The organism is Herbaspirillum huttiense (genome assembly GCF_047300815.1).
Taxonomy (GTDB): domain Bacteria; phylum Pseudomonadota; class Gammaproteobacteria; order Burkholderiales; family Burkholderiaceae_D; genus Herbaspirillum; species Herbaspirillum huttiense_A.
The window spans coordinates 4018125-4034378 of record NZ_CP178608.1; the positions used below are offsets into that span (position 1 = coordinate 4018125).

At 62.5% G+C, this 16254-nt stretch carries 11 protein-coding genes and 1 tRNA gene; 6 read left to right on the forward strand and 6 right to left on the reverse strand.

Annotation, left to right across the window (positions count from 1 at the left end; genetic code table 11):
• Nucleotide 1: 1 nt before the first annotated feature.
• A complete protein-coding gene (gene dcd / locus ACLRDN_RS18390) occupies nucleotides 2-571 on the reverse strand; it encodes a dCTP deaminase (RefSeq protein ID WP_008331199.1) in 570 nt (189 codons plus the stop codon).
• A 110-nt stretch (nucleotides 572-681) separates the two neighbouring features.
• Complete coding sequence (hrpA, locus tag ACLRDN_RS18395) at nucleotides 682-4740, reverse strand: ATP-dependent RNA helicase HrpA (protein ID WP_413457460.1); 4059 nt, start codon at nucleotides 4738-4740, stop codon at nucleotides 682-684.
• Between the two features lie 186 nt (nucleotides 4741-4926).
• Here hrpA and argA point away from each other — a divergent pair, with 186 nt between their 5' ends.
• From argA to ACLRDN_RS18410, 3 genes are all read left to right on the forward strand, one after another.
• Entirely contained in the window at nucleotides 4927-6240 is a 1314-nt protein-coding gene (gene argA, locus ACLRDN_RS18400) for an amino-acid N-acetyltransferase (RefSeq protein ID WP_413457461.1), read from the forward strand.
• A 98-nt stretch (nucleotides 6241-6338) separates the two neighbouring features.
• Nucleotides 6339-6611: an oxidative damage protection protein gene (locus ACLRDN_RS18405; protein ID WP_008331210.1), complete on the forward strand. Its 273-nt coding sequence runs from the start codon at nucleotides 6339-6341 to the stop codon at nucleotides 6609-6611.
• Between the two features lie 147 nt (nucleotides 6612-6758).
• Nucleotides 6759-9524: a M16 family metallopeptidase gene (locus ACLRDN_RS18410; protein WP_413457462.1), complete on the forward strand. Its 2766-nt coding sequence runs from the start codon at nucleotides 6759-6761 to the stop codon at nucleotides 9522-9524.
• A gap of 88 nt (nucleotides 9525-9612) precedes the next feature.
• Here the strand turns inward: ACLRDN_RS18410 and rpiA are convergent, their stop codons facing one another.
• The 3 genes from rpiA to ACLRDN_RS18425 form a co-directional block, all read right to left on the reverse strand.
• Nucleotides 9613-10293: a ribose-5-phosphate isomerase RpiA gene (rpiA, locus tag ACLRDN_RS18415; protein ID WP_039784469.1), complete on the reverse strand. Its 681-nt coding sequence runs from the start codon at nucleotides 10291-10293 to the stop codon at nucleotides 9613-9615.
• A gap of 84 nt (nucleotides 10294-10377) precedes the next feature.
• A complete protein-coding gene (locus ACLRDN_RS18420) occupies nucleotides 10378-12141 on the reverse strand; it encodes a cation:proton antiporter (protein WP_088754804.1) in 1764 nt (587 codons plus the stop codon).
• Nucleotides 12142-12619: 478 nt separating this feature from the next.
• Nucleotides 12620-13132, reverse strand: coding sequence for an Lrp/AsnC family transcriptional regulator (locus ACLRDN_RS18425; RefSeq protein ID WP_008331218.1), 513 nt, complete (start codon nucleotides 13130-13132; stop codon nucleotides 12620-12622).
• Nucleotides 13133-13334: 202 nt separating this feature from the next.
• Between ACLRDN_RS18425 and ACLRDN_RS18430 the strand changes: the two genes are divergently transcribed.
• Entirely contained in the window at nucleotides 13335-14477 is a 1143-nt protein-coding gene (locus ACLRDN_RS18430; RefSeq protein ID WP_252695452.1) for a branched-chain amino acid ABC transporter substrate-binding protein, read from the forward strand.
• Between the two features lie 256 nt (nucleotides 14478-14733).
• On the opposite strand, the gene ACLRDN_RS18435 is transcribed toward ACLRDN_RS18430, so the two are convergent.
• Entirely contained in the window at nucleotides 14734-15060 is a 327-nt protein-coding gene (locus tag ACLRDN_RS18435) for a plasmid stabilization protein (protein ID WP_413457463.1), read from the reverse strand.
• A gap of 293 nt (nucleotides 15061-15353) precedes the next feature.
• Between ACLRDN_RS18435 and ACLRDN_RS18440 the strand changes: the two genes are divergently transcribed.
• Nucleotides 15354-15860, forward strand: coding sequence for a hypothetical protein (locus ACLRDN_RS18440; RefSeq protein ID WP_413457464.1), 507 nt, complete (start codon nucleotides 15354-15356; stop codon nucleotides 15858-15860).
• A gap of 142 nt (nucleotides 15861-16002) precedes the next feature.
• Nucleotides 16003-16078: transfer RNA gene (locus ACLRDN_RS18445), tRNA-Thr, on the forward strand.
• The last annotated feature ends 176 nt before the right edge of the window (nucleotides 16079-16254 follow it).

A 16254-nucleotide genomic window follows, 5' to 3' on the forward strand; every position in this document is an offset into this window, starting at 1 on the left:
ATCAGGTCTTGGGCAAGGTCACGCCGTGTTGCCCTTGGTACTTGCCACCGCGATCCTTGTAGGAGGTTTCGCAGATTTCATCGCTTTCGAAGAAGAGCACCTGGGCGCAGCCTTCACCGGCGTAGATCTTGGCGGGCAGCGGCGTGGTGTTGGAGAACTCCAGGGTCACGTAGCCTTCCCATTCCGGTTCGAAGGGAGTGACGTTGACGATGATGCCGCAGCGTGCGTAGGTGGACTTGCCCAGGCAGATGGTCAGGACGCTGCGCGGGATGCGGAAGTATTCGACGGTACGCGCCAGGGCGAAGGAGTTGGGGGGGATGATGCAGACATCGCCCTTGAAATCCACGAAGGATTTTTCATCGAAGTTCTTGGGATCGACGATGGTGGAATTGATGTTGGTGAAGATCTTGAATTCGTTGGCGCAGCGAATATCGTAGCCATAGGACGAGGTGCCGTAGGAAACGATCTTGCTCCCGTCAGCGGCCAGGCGTACCTGCCCGGGCTCGTAGGGTTCGATCATTCCTTCCTGCTCCGCCATGCGGCGGATCCACTTGTCTGACTTGATGGCCATGGTATTCAACGTATTCAAAGAATCCGGCATTTTACGCGAAAATGGACGAAATCGGCTGAAATGCAGACTGGAAGCGCTCTGCAGAACGCCTCCAGCCCACGGTCGGCCCGTCACCGCTGCATGCTCTCCCACACCTTCTGCAACCGCTTCACCGACACCGGCATGGGCGTCTTCAGTTCCTGCGCATAAAGCGACACGCGCAGTTCCTCCAGCATCCAGCGGAACTCGGTCATCTTGGGATCGACCCGGCCGGCGCGGTCCTTCAGGGCGCGCTGGTAGGGCAAGGCCACCGAATTCCACTCCGCCAGCAGGCGCGTATCGCGGGCCGGATCGGCGCGCAGCTTGTCCAGCCGCACGTTGATGGCCTTGAGGTAACGCGGATAGTGGCTGAGATTTCCGTAGTCCGTTTCCGCCACGAAACGCTTGCCCACCAGTTGCGCCAACTGCGCCTGCATGTCAGCCGCCGCAGCCGCATGGGCCTTGATGCCCTGCAGCTTCTTGGGCAGCGCATGGTACTCCGCCAGCACCTGGCCACACAGGCGCGCAATCTCGTTGACCAGCAAACCCAGCCGCGCCTTGCCCTCATCACGGCGGCGGTTGAATTCGTCCGCGTTGCGCGGCAGCGGGTCCTGCAGGAAAGCCCGTTCCAGGCCGGCATTGAGGATCTGTTCACGCAATTCTTCCTGCGAACCCAGCGCCATGAATTGCATGCCCATCTGCTGCAGGCCCGGAATGTTCTTCTCCAGATACTTCAGCTGTTCCTTCATCTGCAAGGCAAAGAGCCGGCGCAAACCGGCGTAGTGGAAACGCGCCGCCTCGGCCGGATCATCGAAGACTTCCAGGTCGCAATGCGTCTTGCGATCCACCAGCGCGGGGAAGCCGATCAGCGTCTGTGCCTGCTTGCCACTGCCGCGCGTGATCTCCAGCAGCTCGGGCAATTCACCAAAACTCCAGCTGGTGAGATTGCTGTACTCGCCCACTGAGGCGGGGGCCGCCGGGGCTGCGCTCGGACCGGACTTGCCGGGTGCGGCAGCGGGCGCGGGTGCGGCGCTGTCCTCATCCTCGCGCGGGGCAATGGCCACCTGCTCGGCCAGCTTCTGGAACTGCTGGCGCGCCTGCCCGCCGAATTCAGCCTGCAGGGCTGCGAGATTGCGGCCCATCTCCAGCTGGCGTCCATGCTCGTCGACGATCTTGAAGTTCATCGCATGGTGCGCCGACAGCGTCTCCTGCTTGAAGTCGCTGGGCTTCACCAGAATCGTGATCTGCTCGCGGATGTCGGCAATGATGGCGTCGATCAGGTTGCCCCGGCCGAAGGTCTTGCGCTCTTCCATGCGCTCGCAGAAACGCGCAGCGTAATCGGGCAGCGGCACGCAATGGCGGCGCAGCTTCTGCGGCAGGGATTTGAGCAGCAGGTGCACCTTCTCCTTCAACATGCCCGGCACCAGCCAGTCACAGCGATCCGAGGAGACCTGGTTGAGCGCATACAGAGGCACGGTGAGGGTCACGCCATCGCGCGCCGCACCGGGTTCGAAGTGATAGCTCAAGGCCATGGCGATGCCGGCCACGTTCATGGTCTTGGGGAAGAGCTCGGTGGTCACGCCCGCTGCCTCGTGACGCATCAAGTCGTCACGGTTCAGGTACAGCAGCTTGGGATCGGCGGCAGTCGCCTCCTTGTGCCACTTCTCGAAATCGACCCCGTTGCAGATGTCGTGCGGGATCAGCTTGTCGTAGAAACCGATGATCAGTTCATCGTCCACCAGCACATCGAGGCGGCGCGATTTGTGTTCCAGGTTCTCGATCTCGCGCACCAGCTTCTGGTTGTGCGCAAAGAACGGCGCGCGCGTCTCGAAGTCGCCACCGACCAGCGCATCGCGAATGAAGATCTCGCGCGCTTCAGCCGGGTTGATCTTGCTGTAATTGATGCGGCGCTGGCTGTACACCACCAGGCCATAGAGCGTGGCGCGCTCGGAAGCGGTGACCTGGGCGGCACGCTTTTCCCAGCGCGGCTCGCCCCAGGATTTCTTGAGCAGATGGCCGCCGAGTTTTTCCAGCCACTCGGGCTGGATGTTGGCCACGCAGCGCGCGTACAGGCGCGCGGTATCGACCAGCTCGGCCGCCATCACCCAGCGGCCGGGCTTCTTGGTCAGGTGCGCACCGGGCCAGATGTTGAACTTGATGCCGCGCGCGCCCAGATATTGCGCATCGTCTTCGCTCTTGAAACCGACGTTGCCCAGCAAGCCGGTCAGCAGGGCCAGGTGCAGTTGATCGTAGGTGGCCGGGGCTTCGTTGAGGCGCCAGCCTTGTTCCTTGACGATGGTCAGCAGCTGCGAATGGACATCGCGCCATTCACGCAGGCGCAATTGCGAGAGGAAATTCTCGCGGCAATGTTCCTGCAACTGGCGATTCGATTTCTTGTGCGCGATGGCCTCTTCGAACCACTTCCAGATCTTGAGATAGCTGGCAAATTCCGACTTCTCGTCGGCGAATTTCTTGTGGGCGTTGTCGGCGGCATTCTGCGCATCCATAGGCCGGTCGCGCGGGTCCTGCACCGAGACCGCTGCGGCGATGATGAGCAATTCGGTCAGGCAGGCATTGTCGCGGCCGGCCAGGATCATGCGGCCCACGCGCGGGTCCAGCGGCAGGCGGGCCAGCTGCTTGCCCAGCGCCGTCAGGCGGTTGACGCCGCCCTGCTCTTCCACCGCGCCCAGTTCCTGCAGCAGCTGGTAGCCGTCGGCAATGGCGCGGCCCAGCGGCGGTTCGATGAAGGGGAAGCTCTCCACATCCGTCAGATGCAGCGACTTCATGCGCAGGATGACCGAGGCCAGCGAGGAGCGCAGGATCTCGGGATCGGTGAACTTGGGGCGCTGCAGGAAATCCTGCTCGTCATACAGGCGGATGCACACACCCGCCGCCACCCGGCCGCAACGGCCGGCTCGCTGGTTCGCGGCCGACTGCGCCACCGGTTCGATCTGCAACTGCTCGACCTTGTTGCGGTAGCTGTAACGCTTCACACGGGCCAGACCGGCATCGACCACATAGCGGATGCCCGGCACGGTCAGTGAAGTTTCGGCCACATTGGTCGCCAGCACGATGCGGCGGGCATTGCTGGTCTTGAAGACGCGCTCCTGCTCCTGGGCGGAGAGCCGCGCAAACAGCGGCAGGATCTCCACATGCGGCGGATGATGCTTGCGCAGTGCCTCGGCAGCATCGCGAATCTCGCGCTCGCCCGGCAGGAACACCAGCACGTCACCGGAACCGATGCGCGCCAGTTCGTCCACGGCATCGACCACGGCATCCATCAGGTCGCGCTGTTCGCGGTCCTTCTGGGCCTGGCTGGCGCGGCCCTCGGCGCGCGCACGCGCCTGGGCCACTTCTGTCGATACGCCGCTGCGGTCGGCATTGTCGATGGGACGATAGCGGATCTCGACCGGATACAGGCGGCCCGAGACCTCGATCACCGGGGCCGGCACGAGCTCGCCCTTGACCTCGCGGCCGAAATGGCGGGCGAAGCGGTCGGCATCGATGGTGGCCGAGGTGATGATGATCTTCAGGTCGGGGCGCTTGGGCAGCAACTGCTTCAGGTAGCCCAGCAGGAAATCGATGTTGAGGCTGCGTTCATGCGCCTCGTCGATGATGATGGTGTCGTACTGGCGCAGCAGCGGATCGGTCTGCGTCTCGGCCAGCAGGATGCCGTCGGTCATCAGCTTGATCCACGCGCCCTTGGACAGCGTGTCATTGAAGCGGACCTTGTAGCCGACCAGCTCGCCCGGCGGCGAATTGAGTTCCTGGGCGATGCGCTTGGCGGTGGAAGAGGCGGCGATACGGCGCGGCTGGGTGTGGCCGATCAGGCCCTTCTCGCCACGGCCCAGCTCCAGGCAGATCTTGGGCAGCTGGGTGGTCTTGCCGGACCCGGTCTCGCCGCTGACGATGATGACCTGATGGGCCCGCAGGGCCTCGGCGATCTCGTGGCGGCGGCCGGAAACCGGCAGCTCTTCGGGGAAAGTGACCGGCGGCAGCGGATTGCGCACGGGCGGCGCGGCATGGACGGCAGCTTCGGCGGCGGTGCGACGCGGACCTCGCTGCTCGCGCGGGCCGCGCGGACGATCTTGCTGCGGGTTCTGCTGCGCCTGGCCGCCGGGGGGAGTATTGGGTGCTTTGGTAACGGACATGAGGCCGACATTATACCTGCCACCGCCCGCCCGGTCAGGCTGCGTGCGGCTGGACGGCCGATGGTGCAGGTTTGGGAGGCCGCTTGCGGGCCGGTTGGCTCCGCTTTGCAACATCCGCACAAGAAATCTGCCCCGATGCGGCCCGCAAGCCTACGGCCCGCCGCGACGCTGGTTATAATGCGCGTCATGGAAAAACAGACCGAATTCGTCAACTGGCTGCGTTCCGTCGCGCCCTATGTCCACGCCTTCCGCGGCAAGACCTTCGTGGTCGCCTTCCCGGGTGAGCTGGTCACGGCCGGCGGCTTGCAGGTGCTGGCCCAGGATCTCTCGCTGCTGCATGCGCTGGGCATCCGCGTGGTGGTAGTGCATGGCTCGCGTCCGCAGGTGGCCGAACAGCTGGCCCTGCGCAATGTCGAGGCGCGCTTCCAGAACGGCCTGCGCGTGACCGACAGCGCCGCCCTCGAATGCGCCAAGGAAGCCGCCGGCGAACTGCGCCTGGACATCGAGGCCGCCTTCAGCCAGGGCCTGCCCAATACCCCCATGGCGCATTCGGCCATCCGCGTGATCTCCGGCAACTTCGTCACGGCCCGCCCCATGGGCGTGATCGATGGCGTGGACCTGCAACTGACCGGCGTAGTGCGCAAGATCGCCGCCGACGTCATCCAGCCCATCATGAACGCCGGCGGCATCGTGCTGCTCTCGCCGCTGGGTTTCTCGCCCACCGGCGAAGCCTTCAACCTGACCATGGAAGACGTGGCCGTGTCGGCCGCCATCTCGCTGCGCGCCGAAAAACTGATCTTCCTCTCGGAAACCCCGCTGATGAAGGATGCCGGCGGCGCTGAAATCCGCGAGCTGTCTTCGCACCAGGCCGAGGCGGTGCTATCGGCCGGCTTCCTGCCTGCGGATGCGGCCTTCTACCTGGCCAGCGTGGTCAAGGCCTGCAATGCGGGCGTCTCGCGCGCCCACATCGTGCCCTTCTCCACCGATGGCTCGGCGCTGCTGGAACTGTTCACCCACGATGGCGTGGGCACCATGGTCACCTACGAAAACCTGGAAAGCCTGCGCCAGGCCACCATCGAGGACGTGGGCGGCATCCTCAAGCTGATCGAACCGCTGGAAGCCGATGGCACCCTGGTCAAGCGCGGCCGCGAACTGATCGAGCGGGAAATCCATTACTTCTCCGTGATCGAGCACGACAACGTCATCTTCGGCTGTGCTGCCTTGTATCCCTTCCCCAAGGAACGCATGGGCGAGATGGCCTGCCTCACCGTCAACCCGGAAGTGCAAGGCCAGGGGGACGGCGACCGTATCCTGAAGCACATCGAAACCCGTGCGCGCGAAGCCGGGCTGACCAAGCTCTTCGTGCTCACCACTCGTACCTCGCACTGGTTCTTGAAGCGCGGCTTCGTGCTGGCCGGTGTCAACGACCTGCCGCAGGATCGCCAGCAGATCTACAACTGGCAGCGCAAGTCGCAGGTCCTGATCAAGAATTTGTATTAATCATTTTTCCGTCAGGACGTGAGCAGGCTCAACCGCTGACCCCCAATCGCTGGCCCGCCCGTCCCAGGCATTTCAACTTAACGAACCAAGGAATCGACATGGCACGCATGGTCCACTGCATCAAACTGAACAAGGAAGCCGAAGGCCTGGACTTCCCGCCCTATCCGGGCGAGCTGGGCAAGCGCATTTATGAAAGTGTCTCCAAGGAAGCCTGGGCCGCCTGGCTCAAGCACCAGACCATGCTGGTCAACGAAAACCGCCTGATGCTGGCCGACGCCCGCGCCCGCAAGTACCTGGCCGCGCAGATGGAAAAGCACTTCTTCGGCGAAGGCGCCGATGCCGCCGCCGGTTACGTGCCGCCGAGCGAGTAAATAGACCTGATCGCTTGCGCAAGGCTGCAACGCCGCCCTGGTTCGCCACGGCGGCGTTTGTTTTGGCTGACGCATCGCGGCGGCCGGCTCGTCTACAATGCCGACTCCGAACCTTGATTCCCCACCGACTTCCCGCTGGAGCTCATCTTGTCCCTGCGTCACCTGCGCCTTGCCGTGCTTGCCGTCAGTCTCGGCCTTACTTTTGTTTCCCCCTGGGCCCACGCGGCCACGGCCGGCCCGGCGGCCAGCGCTGCAGCGGCGCTGCCGCCCGGCGTCACGCAGGGCCCTAGTGCCGAGGGCATCAGCGAATACCGCTTTGCCAATGGTTTCAAGCTGCTCCTGCTGCCGGACGATTCCAAACCAACGGTCACGGTCAACATCACCTATCTGGTCGGCTCGCGCCACGAGAACTATGGCGAGACCGGCATGGCGCACCTGCTGGAACACCTGATGTTCAAGGGCTCGCCGCACAACCCGGCGATCCCGCAGGAATTCAGCAAGCGCGGCATGAACTTCAACGGCACCACCTGGCTGGACCGCACCAACTACTACGAGACCTTCGAGGCCGGCAAAGACAACCTGCAATGGGCGATCGCCATGGAAGCCGACCGCATGGTCAATTCCCGTATCGCGCGCAAGGATCTCGACAGCGAGATGACTGTGGTGCGCAACGAGTTTGAATCCGGCGAGACCTCGCCTTCGCGCGTGATGCTGAAGCGCATGCAGAGCGTGGCCTACGACTGGCACAGCTATGGCCGCAACACCATCGGCGCGCGCAGCGACATCGAGAACGTGCGCATCGAGAACCTGCAAGCCTTCTACCGCACCTACTACCAGCCCGACAATGCGGTACTGCTCATTGCCGGGAAGTTCGATCCGGCGCAGGTGCTGCAATGGGTCAACCAGAGCTTCGGCCGCCTGCCCAAGCCCAAACGCAAGCTGCCTGAATTCTGGACCGTGGAGCCGACCCAGGATGGCGAACGCCAATTCGCCATCCGCCGCCGGGGCGACCTGCAACTGGTGGCGCTGGGCTACAAGATGCCCTCCGCGCTGCATCCGGATGCTACCGCCCTCTCGTTTGCCAGCGACATCCTGACCGACACGCCCAATGGCCGCCTGCACAAGCTGCTGGTGGAAAAAGGTCTGGCCACGCAGGTCTATGCGATGCCGCTGAGCGGCTACGCGCCGGGGCTGCAGATGATCGTGGCGCAGGTCAAGGCAGGCGCTGACATCGAACCGGTCAAGCAGGCCATGATCAGCGCCGTCGAATCCTTCAGCACCACCCCGCCGACGGCCGAGGAACTGGCGCGCCTGCGCCGCGAGAGCGCCAACAACTTCGAGACGCTGCAAAACAATCCACAGCAGATGGCAGTGGCGATGTCCAATGCGATTGCACGCGGTGACTGGCGCCTGGTCTTCATCGAGCGCGACCTGGAACAGCGCCTGACCAGTGCTGACATCGCTGCGGCGGCTGGCCGCTACTTCCGCCGCGATAACCGTACGGTCGGTCTCTACCTGCCGGAAGATCATCCGCAGCGTGCCGAGGTCCCGCCCGCCCCGAGCGTGGAATCGCTGCTGGCGCAATACCAGCCGCGCCCGGCCATCGCCTCGGGCGAAGCCTTCGACCCGGCGCCGGGCAACATCGAACAGCGCACCACCCGCGTAGCGCCAGGCCAGCCGCCCCATACCGCACTGAAGCTGGCCTTGCTGCCCAAGCAGTCGCGTGGACAGACGGTGTCGGTGAGCATGAACCTGGAGTTTGGCGATGCCGAGAGCCTGTTCGGCCAGCGTGCGGTCGCCTCGCTGACGGCGGCCATGCTCATGCGCGGCACGCGCGATCTGGATCGCCGCCAACTGGCCGATGAATTCACGCGCCTGAAGATCAACGGCAACGTCTATCGCTTCCAGACCACGCGCGAGAATCTGGTCCCGGCGTTTGCGCTGGTGGCCGAAGTGCTGCGCCATCCGCGCATGGACCCTGCCGAATTTGCGCAGTTGAAGAATGAGACCGTGGCCGCGCTGGAAGCCACGCGCAAGGAGCCGGACGCGCGTGCCGGCGAAGCGCTGCAACTGCATTTCAACCATTACCCGGACGGCGACTGGCGCGCTGCGCAGACGCTGGAACAACGCATCGCTGCCGTGCAGGCGGTGACGCTGGAACAGGTGCAAGCTTTCCATCGCCGCTTCTACGGTGCCTCCTATGGCGAAGTCGCCGTGGTCGGTGACTTCGATGCGCAAGCTGCACGCAAGGCCATTGATGCCGCCTTCGGTGGCTGGACCAGTGCCGCCCCCTATGCGCGTGTACTGCAGAGCTGGGCCGACATCCCGCCCAAGCGCATCCTCATCGATACGCCGGACAAGGAAAACGGTGTCTACCTGGCCCGCCAGAACGTCCGCCTGCGCGATGACGACCCCGACTATCCGGCACTGGCCGTGGCCAATTACCTGCTCGGCGGCTCCAGCCTGAAGTCGCGCCTGGCCGACCGCATCCGCCAGAAGGATGGTTTGTCCTATGGCATCAACAGCGGCTTGCAGGTCGGTGCCATCAGCGATGCAGGCTACTTCAGCGTGCGCGCCATCGCTGCCCCGCAGAACCTGGACAAGGTCGACGCGGCCGTGCGCGAGGAAATTGCCCTCCTCATCAAGGATGGCTTTACCGAAGAGGAACTGCTGCGCGCCAAGTCCGGCATCCTGCAGCAGCGCAACCAGCAGCGTGCCGGCGATGGCGGCATCGCCACCAGCTGGAGCGCGCTGATGAACCTGGACCGCAGCTTCCTGTGGCAGCAGCAGCTGGACCTGAAGCTGGCCGACCTGACGCTGGCGCAATTGAATGCGGCCGTGCGCAAGTACATCGATCCGGCGCGCATGACCGTGGTGATTGCGCGGGATGAGGCCAAGGCCGGCCAGCCCTGACGCATCCGCCTGACATCATCGAGATGAAAAAAATGCCCGTGTCCTGCGACACGGGCATTTTTGTCTGGGACAAAGAAAACGGAAGTGCTCAGAACTCCAGTTTCTTGACGCCTTCGGCTGTCCCCAGCAAGCAGACATTGGCGCCCTGGCGCGCAAAGAGGCCATTGGTAACCACGCCGACGATGTTGTTTATCTTGTCTTCGATGTCGGCCGGATCGGTGATGGCCAGGCCCAGCACGTCGATGATGTAGCAGCCGTTGTCGGTGACCAGCGGCTTGCCGTCGCCATTCTTGTTCAGGCGCAGGCGTGGCTCACCGCCCAGTGCGGCCAGCTTGCGGGCCACCACGGCGTGCGACATCGGGATCACTTCCACCGGCAGCGGGAAAGTACCCAGCACATCCACCAGCTTGGAACCATCGGCGATGCAAACAAACTTCTGCGCCACGGACGCCACGATCTTCTCGCGCGTCAGTGCAGCGCCGCCGCCCTTGATCATGGCGCCGCTGCCATTGATTTCATCGGCGCCGTCGATGTAGACCGGCATGGTCTCGACCTCGTTGAGATCGAACACGGTGATGCCGTGCGAGCGCAGGCGCTCGGCAGTGGCTTCGGAAGAGGCCACGGCACCCTTGATGCGGTGCTTGATCTTGCCCAGTTCGTCGATGAAGAAATTGGCGGTGGAGCCGGTGCCCACGCCGATGATTTCGCCGTCAACCACGTAATCGATGGCGGCCTTGGCCACGGCTTGCTTGAGTTCGTCTTGAGTCATGATGGTTCAGTTCAACGTAAATAAAAACGGGGGCGTTCCCTTTTTGGCAACGCAAAAATTCTCAACGTGCGGGATCGGCAATGCTCAATGCACGTCATCCGGCTGTTCGTCCAGGGTCTCGAAGAGCGCGATCTGCAGGCGCGAATGCAGCTTGACCAGCTTGCTCCAAAGCAACCACAGCAGCCCGGCAGCGGCGGCCAGCACGAAGGCCAGCAGGTTCAGCGGGGGCAGGATGCTGGCGCTCAGCACGAAGATCAGCAGCATGATGCCCACGATGGACATGATGGGCAAGACCTCCGAGACCACCTTGCGCACCCCGGAAGTATACGCTCCTGCGAACTCCGGCTTGACGCTGACCTCGGCCAGCAGCATCGACAGCGCTTGCAGCTTGCGGTAGGTGGCAATCAGGAAGGGCAAGGAAATCACCAACGCGCAGCCCCAGATGATGGCCTTCTGCACATCCGGATCAGGCGTCCAAGCCGATAGCTGGCGCGACAAACCGTCCACAAAGAAAGCGCCCGCCAGGAATACCGCAATCACCAGCGCCAGGTTCACCATCACCTGCATCAGGATGCGGCGGATGATGCGCGTAAGTTCGGCGCGGTCACCGGTGGGCTGCAGGCTTTCCAGCCAGCGCGAATACATGCCAAGCAGCCCCGAGACGCGCGCCGGCACCAGCGTGACGGCCTTGGCCGAAAGCGGATCGGCTGCCTTGATGAGGTAGGGGGTGAGCAGTGCCGTCACCGCCGAGACCGCCACCACGATGGGATAGAGGAAATCACTGGTGACCTTCAGGCTCTGGCCGAGCGCGGCGATGATGAAGGAGAACTCGCCGATCTGCGCCAGGCCCATGCCCACCCGCATGGGCGTGCGGCCACCCTGCCCGGCCACGAAGGTACCCAGGCCGCAGCTGATGAGTTTGCCGAAGACCACCGCCAGCGTGATGATGGTGATCGGCATCCAGTACTTGACCAGCACGTTGGGATCGAACAGCAGGCCGATGGCCACGAAGAAGATGGCCGAGAACATGTCGCGGATCGGTTCCACCAGGCGTTCGATGCGGTGCAGCTGGCGCGATTCGGCCATGATGGCGCCGACCAGGAAGGCCCCCAGGGCGACGCTGTATTGCAGCTTCATCACCAGCAGGCAGAAACCAAACAGCACGCCCAGCACGGCCACCAGCAGCATTTCATTGCTCTTGAAGCGGGCGATGAAGCTCAGCAGGCGCGGCACCGCCACGATGCCCACCACCAGGGATACGGTCATGAACAGCACCAGCTTGCCCACCGTGGTGAAGACCTCGGTGGAATCCACCGAGCCGCTGGTGGCCACGCCCGAGAGCAGCGCGATCATGCCGATGGCGAGGATGTCTTCCACGATCAGGATGCCGAAGATGATCTGGGCGAACTTTTCGTTCTTCATGCCCAGTTCGTTCAAGGCCTTGACGATGATGGTGGTCGAGGACACGGCCAGCATGGCGCCCAGGAAAATGGCGTCCATGCGCTTCCAGCCGAAGTAGAGGCCGATCTCGTAGCCGATCCAGATCATCAGCAGGATCTCGGCCGCTGCCGCGATGAAGGCGGTGGCACCGACCTTGGCCAGCTTCTTCAGACTGAATTCCAACCCCAGCGAGAACAGCAGGAAGATCACCCCGAGCTCCGACAGAATGTGCACGGTCTTCTCATCCTGGATCAGGTCATAGGGCGGCGTGTGCGGACCGATGATCACGCCGGCCACGATGTAGCCCAGCACCACCGGCTGCTTCAGCTTGTTGAAGACGACGGTGACAATGCCGGCAATGAGCATGATGATGGCCATGTCCTGGATGAATAACTCGACTTCGTGCATCGTGCGGGATTTCCTTTCTGTGGTTCTGCAGCGGGCTGCAAGGGTGGCTGGAGGGCGTCGCAGGACCTGCGGCACCGGGCAAGGCTGCGCCCTGCGGCATGGGCCGCGGACGGTGGATGATAGGGATTGCGGGTGCTGCTGGCGGGCCGGCCACACGGGCGCCGGCGCTGGGTGCTGATCTGTGTCCGCTCTTGTTGCTGGTGACCACGGTACTGCTTCAGCGAAGATGCAGTGGCGGGAGACCTCTTCATCGCACACTGCGGGATGCCCCGAAAATAACACAACTGACAACCGCACTGCAATGCAAAGTACGTGCCTGCCCTGCCGAGCGAACACTCCTGCACAACGGGATCACGATCCAGCAAAATGAAAAAGTTAGTAAATCCGGCTGCATCCCGAGGGATGGATGCCGCGAAATCTAACAAAACCGCAATGGATGAGCTTGGCCGCCAGCCCCGCGCGGGCAGGCGGCGAGCGTTCAGCCGGGCACGCGCACCTGTACCTCAACCGCCTTTTCATCGAAGGCGATGCGGGTGGTGAACTTGGCCCGCTTCATGGGGAAGCGCGACTGGAAGTGGCGCACATTGCCTGATCCCGAGATCACACGTCTGACGAACTGATAGTAGGCATCCATGTCGATGACATGGACCGCCAGGAAGTAATCATATTCGCCGGAGACGAAATAGCACTGCATCACCTCGGCTTCCTTGGCCATGCGCTGTTCGAAGTCCTGCATGTGCTGGTCGGACTGGTTGTTCAGCGAGATCTCCAGGAAGGCCAGCATGCCGTAGCCGAGGGCGAAGGGATCGACCATGGCCACTTCGGCGCTGATGATGCCGGCCTCGCGCAGTTCGCGGATGCGGCGCAGGCAGGTCGGTTGCGAGATGTGCAGTTTTTCAGCCAGAACGCGTGTGGAGATCTGGTTGTCTTTCTGCAGCATGTTGAGCAGTTTGCGATCCACCTTGTCGAGGGTGTGAAGTTTGGCGGCCATGGGACAGAGTCGAGGATGATGGTTCAGGCCGGCCTCACAAAAATTGCTTGGCTTGGCCGATTCTTATGTTGTACCGTCGCATTATTCAGAAAGTCGGAGACGAAAGCAAAGCAGTCCGCCTGGTCGCCGCAACAAGGATCTGAATAACTGTGTTGTGAGACAAAACATTAAAAGTGGTCAATCCAATCTACAGAGGAGTGTTATGAAATTCAAGAGCGCCATTATTCCATTAACTGCCGCCATCGGTCTGGCATTCGCAGGCGCCGCGCATGCCCAGGAAGTCATCAAGATCGCCCACGTGGGCCCGCTCTCCGGTCCCAACGCCCACATGGGCAAGGACAACGAGAACGGCGCGCGCATGGCCGTCGAAGAACTCAACGCCAAGGGCTTCACCATTGGCGGCAAGAAGGTCAAGTTCGAACTGCTGGGTGAAGACGATGCGTCCGATCCCAAGCAAGCCACTGCGGTCGCCACCAAGCTGGTCGACCAGAAGGTCGCCGCCGTGATCGGCCACCTGAACTCCGGCACCACCATTCCGGCCTCCAAGATCTACAGCGATGCCGGCATCCCGCAAGTGTCCCCCTCGGCCACCAATCCGAAGTATACCCAGCAAGGCTTCAAGACCACCTTCCGTGTGGTGGCCAACGATGCGCAGCTGGGCGCCGCACTGGGCAAGTATGCCGTGCAGAAGCTGGGCACCAAGCAGATCGCCGTGATCGATGACCGTACCGCCTACGGCCAGGGCGTGGCAGAAGAATTCGCCAAGGGCGCCAAGGCCGCCGGCGGCACCATCGTCGGTACCCAGTTCACCAATGACAAGGCCACCGACTTCAATGCCATCCTGACCTCGCTCAAGGGCAAGAAGCCGGACGTGATCTTCTTCGGCGGCATGGACGCCGTGGGCGGCCCGATGCTGCGCCAGATGAAGCAGCTGGGCATCGGCGCCAAGTTCATGGGCGGCGACGGCATCTGTACCGGCTCCCTGCCGGGCCTGGCCGGTGATGGCCTGGGCGAAGACCAGGTGATCTGCGCCGAAGCCGGTGGCGTGGACGCTTCCGGCAAGAAGGGCATGGATGACTTCCGCGCAGCCTACAAGAAGAAGTTCGGCATCGACGTGGTCTACAACGCAGCCTATGCCTATGATGCCACCATGACCGTGGCCGACGCCATGGCCAAGGCCGGCTCCGCTGATCCCAAGAAATACCTGCCCGAACTGGCCAAGATCAGCCACAAGGGCGTGACCGGCGTGATCGCCTTTGATGCCAAGGGCGATGTCAAGGACGGTTCGCTGACCCTGTACACCTACAAGGGTGGACAGCGTACCGTGCTGGCCGTGACCAAGTAAATTTGGTCGCCCTGCCCTGCTGGCTGGCTTGCTGGCTGGCTTGCTGGCTGGTTTTCAGGGTAGGTAAAAAATGCAGCGCCCCCGATTTGTCGGGGGCGTTGTCGTTTGAAGGGGCTTTTGTACCGTTGAGTATTGTCCAAGGCCGGCCGCAGCGATATCGCATATTGTTTTAATTATTTACGGCTGCTGCCGGTTTACTTAGTTTATGGATGCAGGGCCACGGACTGGTTTCTTAGTTTTTGCTCCGTGATGCCGTTCAGCGGGACAGGGCTTTTTCCAGGGCGGCCTTGTTCATTGACGAACGGCCCTTGATCCTGCGTTCACTCGCTTCTGCATAGAGCTGCTTGAAGGTACGGCCGCCTGCGCCGGAATGTGAGCGCAGGCCGCCTCGGCGCGAGGGCGCCATGTCCTGGGTGGACGTCTTGCTGGCTGTTTTGGATTCACCGTGCTGGGCGCGTTCCTTGTTGACGGTCCGGGCGGCGATCTCCTCGGCGCGCCGGGTGCTGGTGCCGCGTTTGACGGCACCGGACTTGATGTGTTCGTACTGGCGTTCGCGTTTGTTGCTCCATGCGGTCTGCGGCATGATGGCCTCCTGTCCGGTTGCGCCCGCCACTCGATGCTCTGCGGGCAGGTGATGGATACGTTCACTGCGGGTAATTCGATCTTGCGCCGACCTGACCAGGCCTGCCATCCCGGCTCGTCTGAAAACGCTGTAAGAATGACGGAAGGCCAGCTCATCAACAGCCCTGCAATGCCCGCCGCACGGCACTCTTGCCCCAATGATTCTCCATGGCAATATTCAAGGTCGCGTCACTGTGACAACCTTTGACCGCCTCATCAGTCCAACCGCTCATCAAAAACGAACGGGAGGAATCAATGAAACAGATCACGGCGGTCTTTGGCGTGGTGCATGCGGTGATCGCGGTCTTGTTTGCGCTGGGCGCGCTGGCGCTCATTGCCATTGCCGCGAGCATGGGATTTGAGGCGGTGACGGAGGGCCTGGGCCTGCCCCAGGCGCAGGCGCTGATCGAGGCCATCGGCATTTTGGCGGCGGCGGTGGTGGCTTTTCAGATTGCCGAGACCATTACCGAGGAAGAGGTGGTGCGCGACGCCAACATCAGCGCCCCGACGCGGGTACGGCGTTTCCTGTCGCGGTTTTTTGTGGTGGTGATCGTGGCGCTGGCCATCGAAGGGCTGGTGATGACCTTCCGCGCCGCGCATGAAGAAGCGGCTGACATGATCTATGCAGCGGCGCTGCTGGTGGGTACGGGCGTGTTGCTGGCGGCGTGGGGATATTTCATCTATTGCAACCGTTCGGCCGAGGAGCTGGAGCCGGACGCCATGCAAGAGGCCAAGGAGGAGGACAAGAAGATTGATGGCTGAGGGCTTTGCGCGCTTTGCCTCGCGGTTCTTGGGCTGGGAGCGGCGTATTGCGGCCCTGTACTGCCCGTTGGGGTTGGTTCTGGGGAAATTTCCCGGGGGGAGTGGAAGAAGACGAAAGAACCCGCTATAATCGCGGACTTTTGCTGATGTAGCTCAGTTGGTAGAGCAACTGATTCGTAATCAGTAGGTCGACGGTTCGATTCCGCCCATCAGCACCAGAACAAAAAGCGGCTTGCAGCGATGCAGGCCGCTTTTTTGCAATTCTGGCTTTGCTCTGCAATCTTTTGCACTAAAGGCGGCAAATTCATTTAGTCGGCATCACATTCTGGCCCGCCGCCTTCGAGCGTAGATTTCCGTCGTCGTTACGCTCTTGTAGCCTGACTGGCCTTGAACC

Coding starts and splice junctions, on each gene's coding strand:
- dcd (WP_008331199.1), bottom strand. CDS start 571: ATGGCCATCAAGTCAGACAAGTGGATCCGCCGCATGGCGGAGCAGGAA.
- hrpA (WP_413457460.1), bottom strand. CDS start 4,740: ATGTCCGTTACCAAAGCACCCAATACTCCCCCCGGCGGCCAGGCGCAG.
- argA (WP_413457461.1), top strand. CDS start 4,927: ATGGAAAAACAGACCGAATTCGTCAACTGGCTGCGTTCCGTCGCGCCC.
- ACLRDN_RS18405 (WP_008331210.1), top strand. CDS start 6,339: ATGGCACGCATGGTCCACTGCATCAAACTGAACAAGGAAGCCGAAGGC.
- rpiA (WP_039784469.1), bottom strand. CDS start 10,293: ATGACTCAAGACGAACTCAAGCAAGCCGTGGCCAAGGCCGCCATCGAT.
- ACLRDN_RS18420 (WP_088754804.1), bottom strand. CDS start 12,141: ATGCACGAAGTCGAGTTATTCATCCAGGACATGGCCATCATCATGCTC.
- ACLRDN_RS18425 (WP_008331218.1), bottom strand. CDS start 13,132: ATGGCCGCCAAACTTCACACCCTCGACAAGGTGGATCGCAAACTGCTC.
- ACLRDN_RS18430 (WP_252695452.1), top strand. CDS start 13,335: ATGAAATTCAAGAGCGCCATTATTCCATTAACTGCCGCCATCGGTCTG.
- ACLRDN_RS18435 (WP_413457463.1), bottom strand. CDS start 15,060: ATGCCGCAGACCGCATGGAGCAACAAACGCGAACGCCAGTACGAACAC.
- ACLRDN_RS18440 (WP_413457464.1), top strand. CDS start 15,354: ATGAAACAGATCACGGCGGTCTTTGGCGTGGTGCATGCGGTGATCGCG.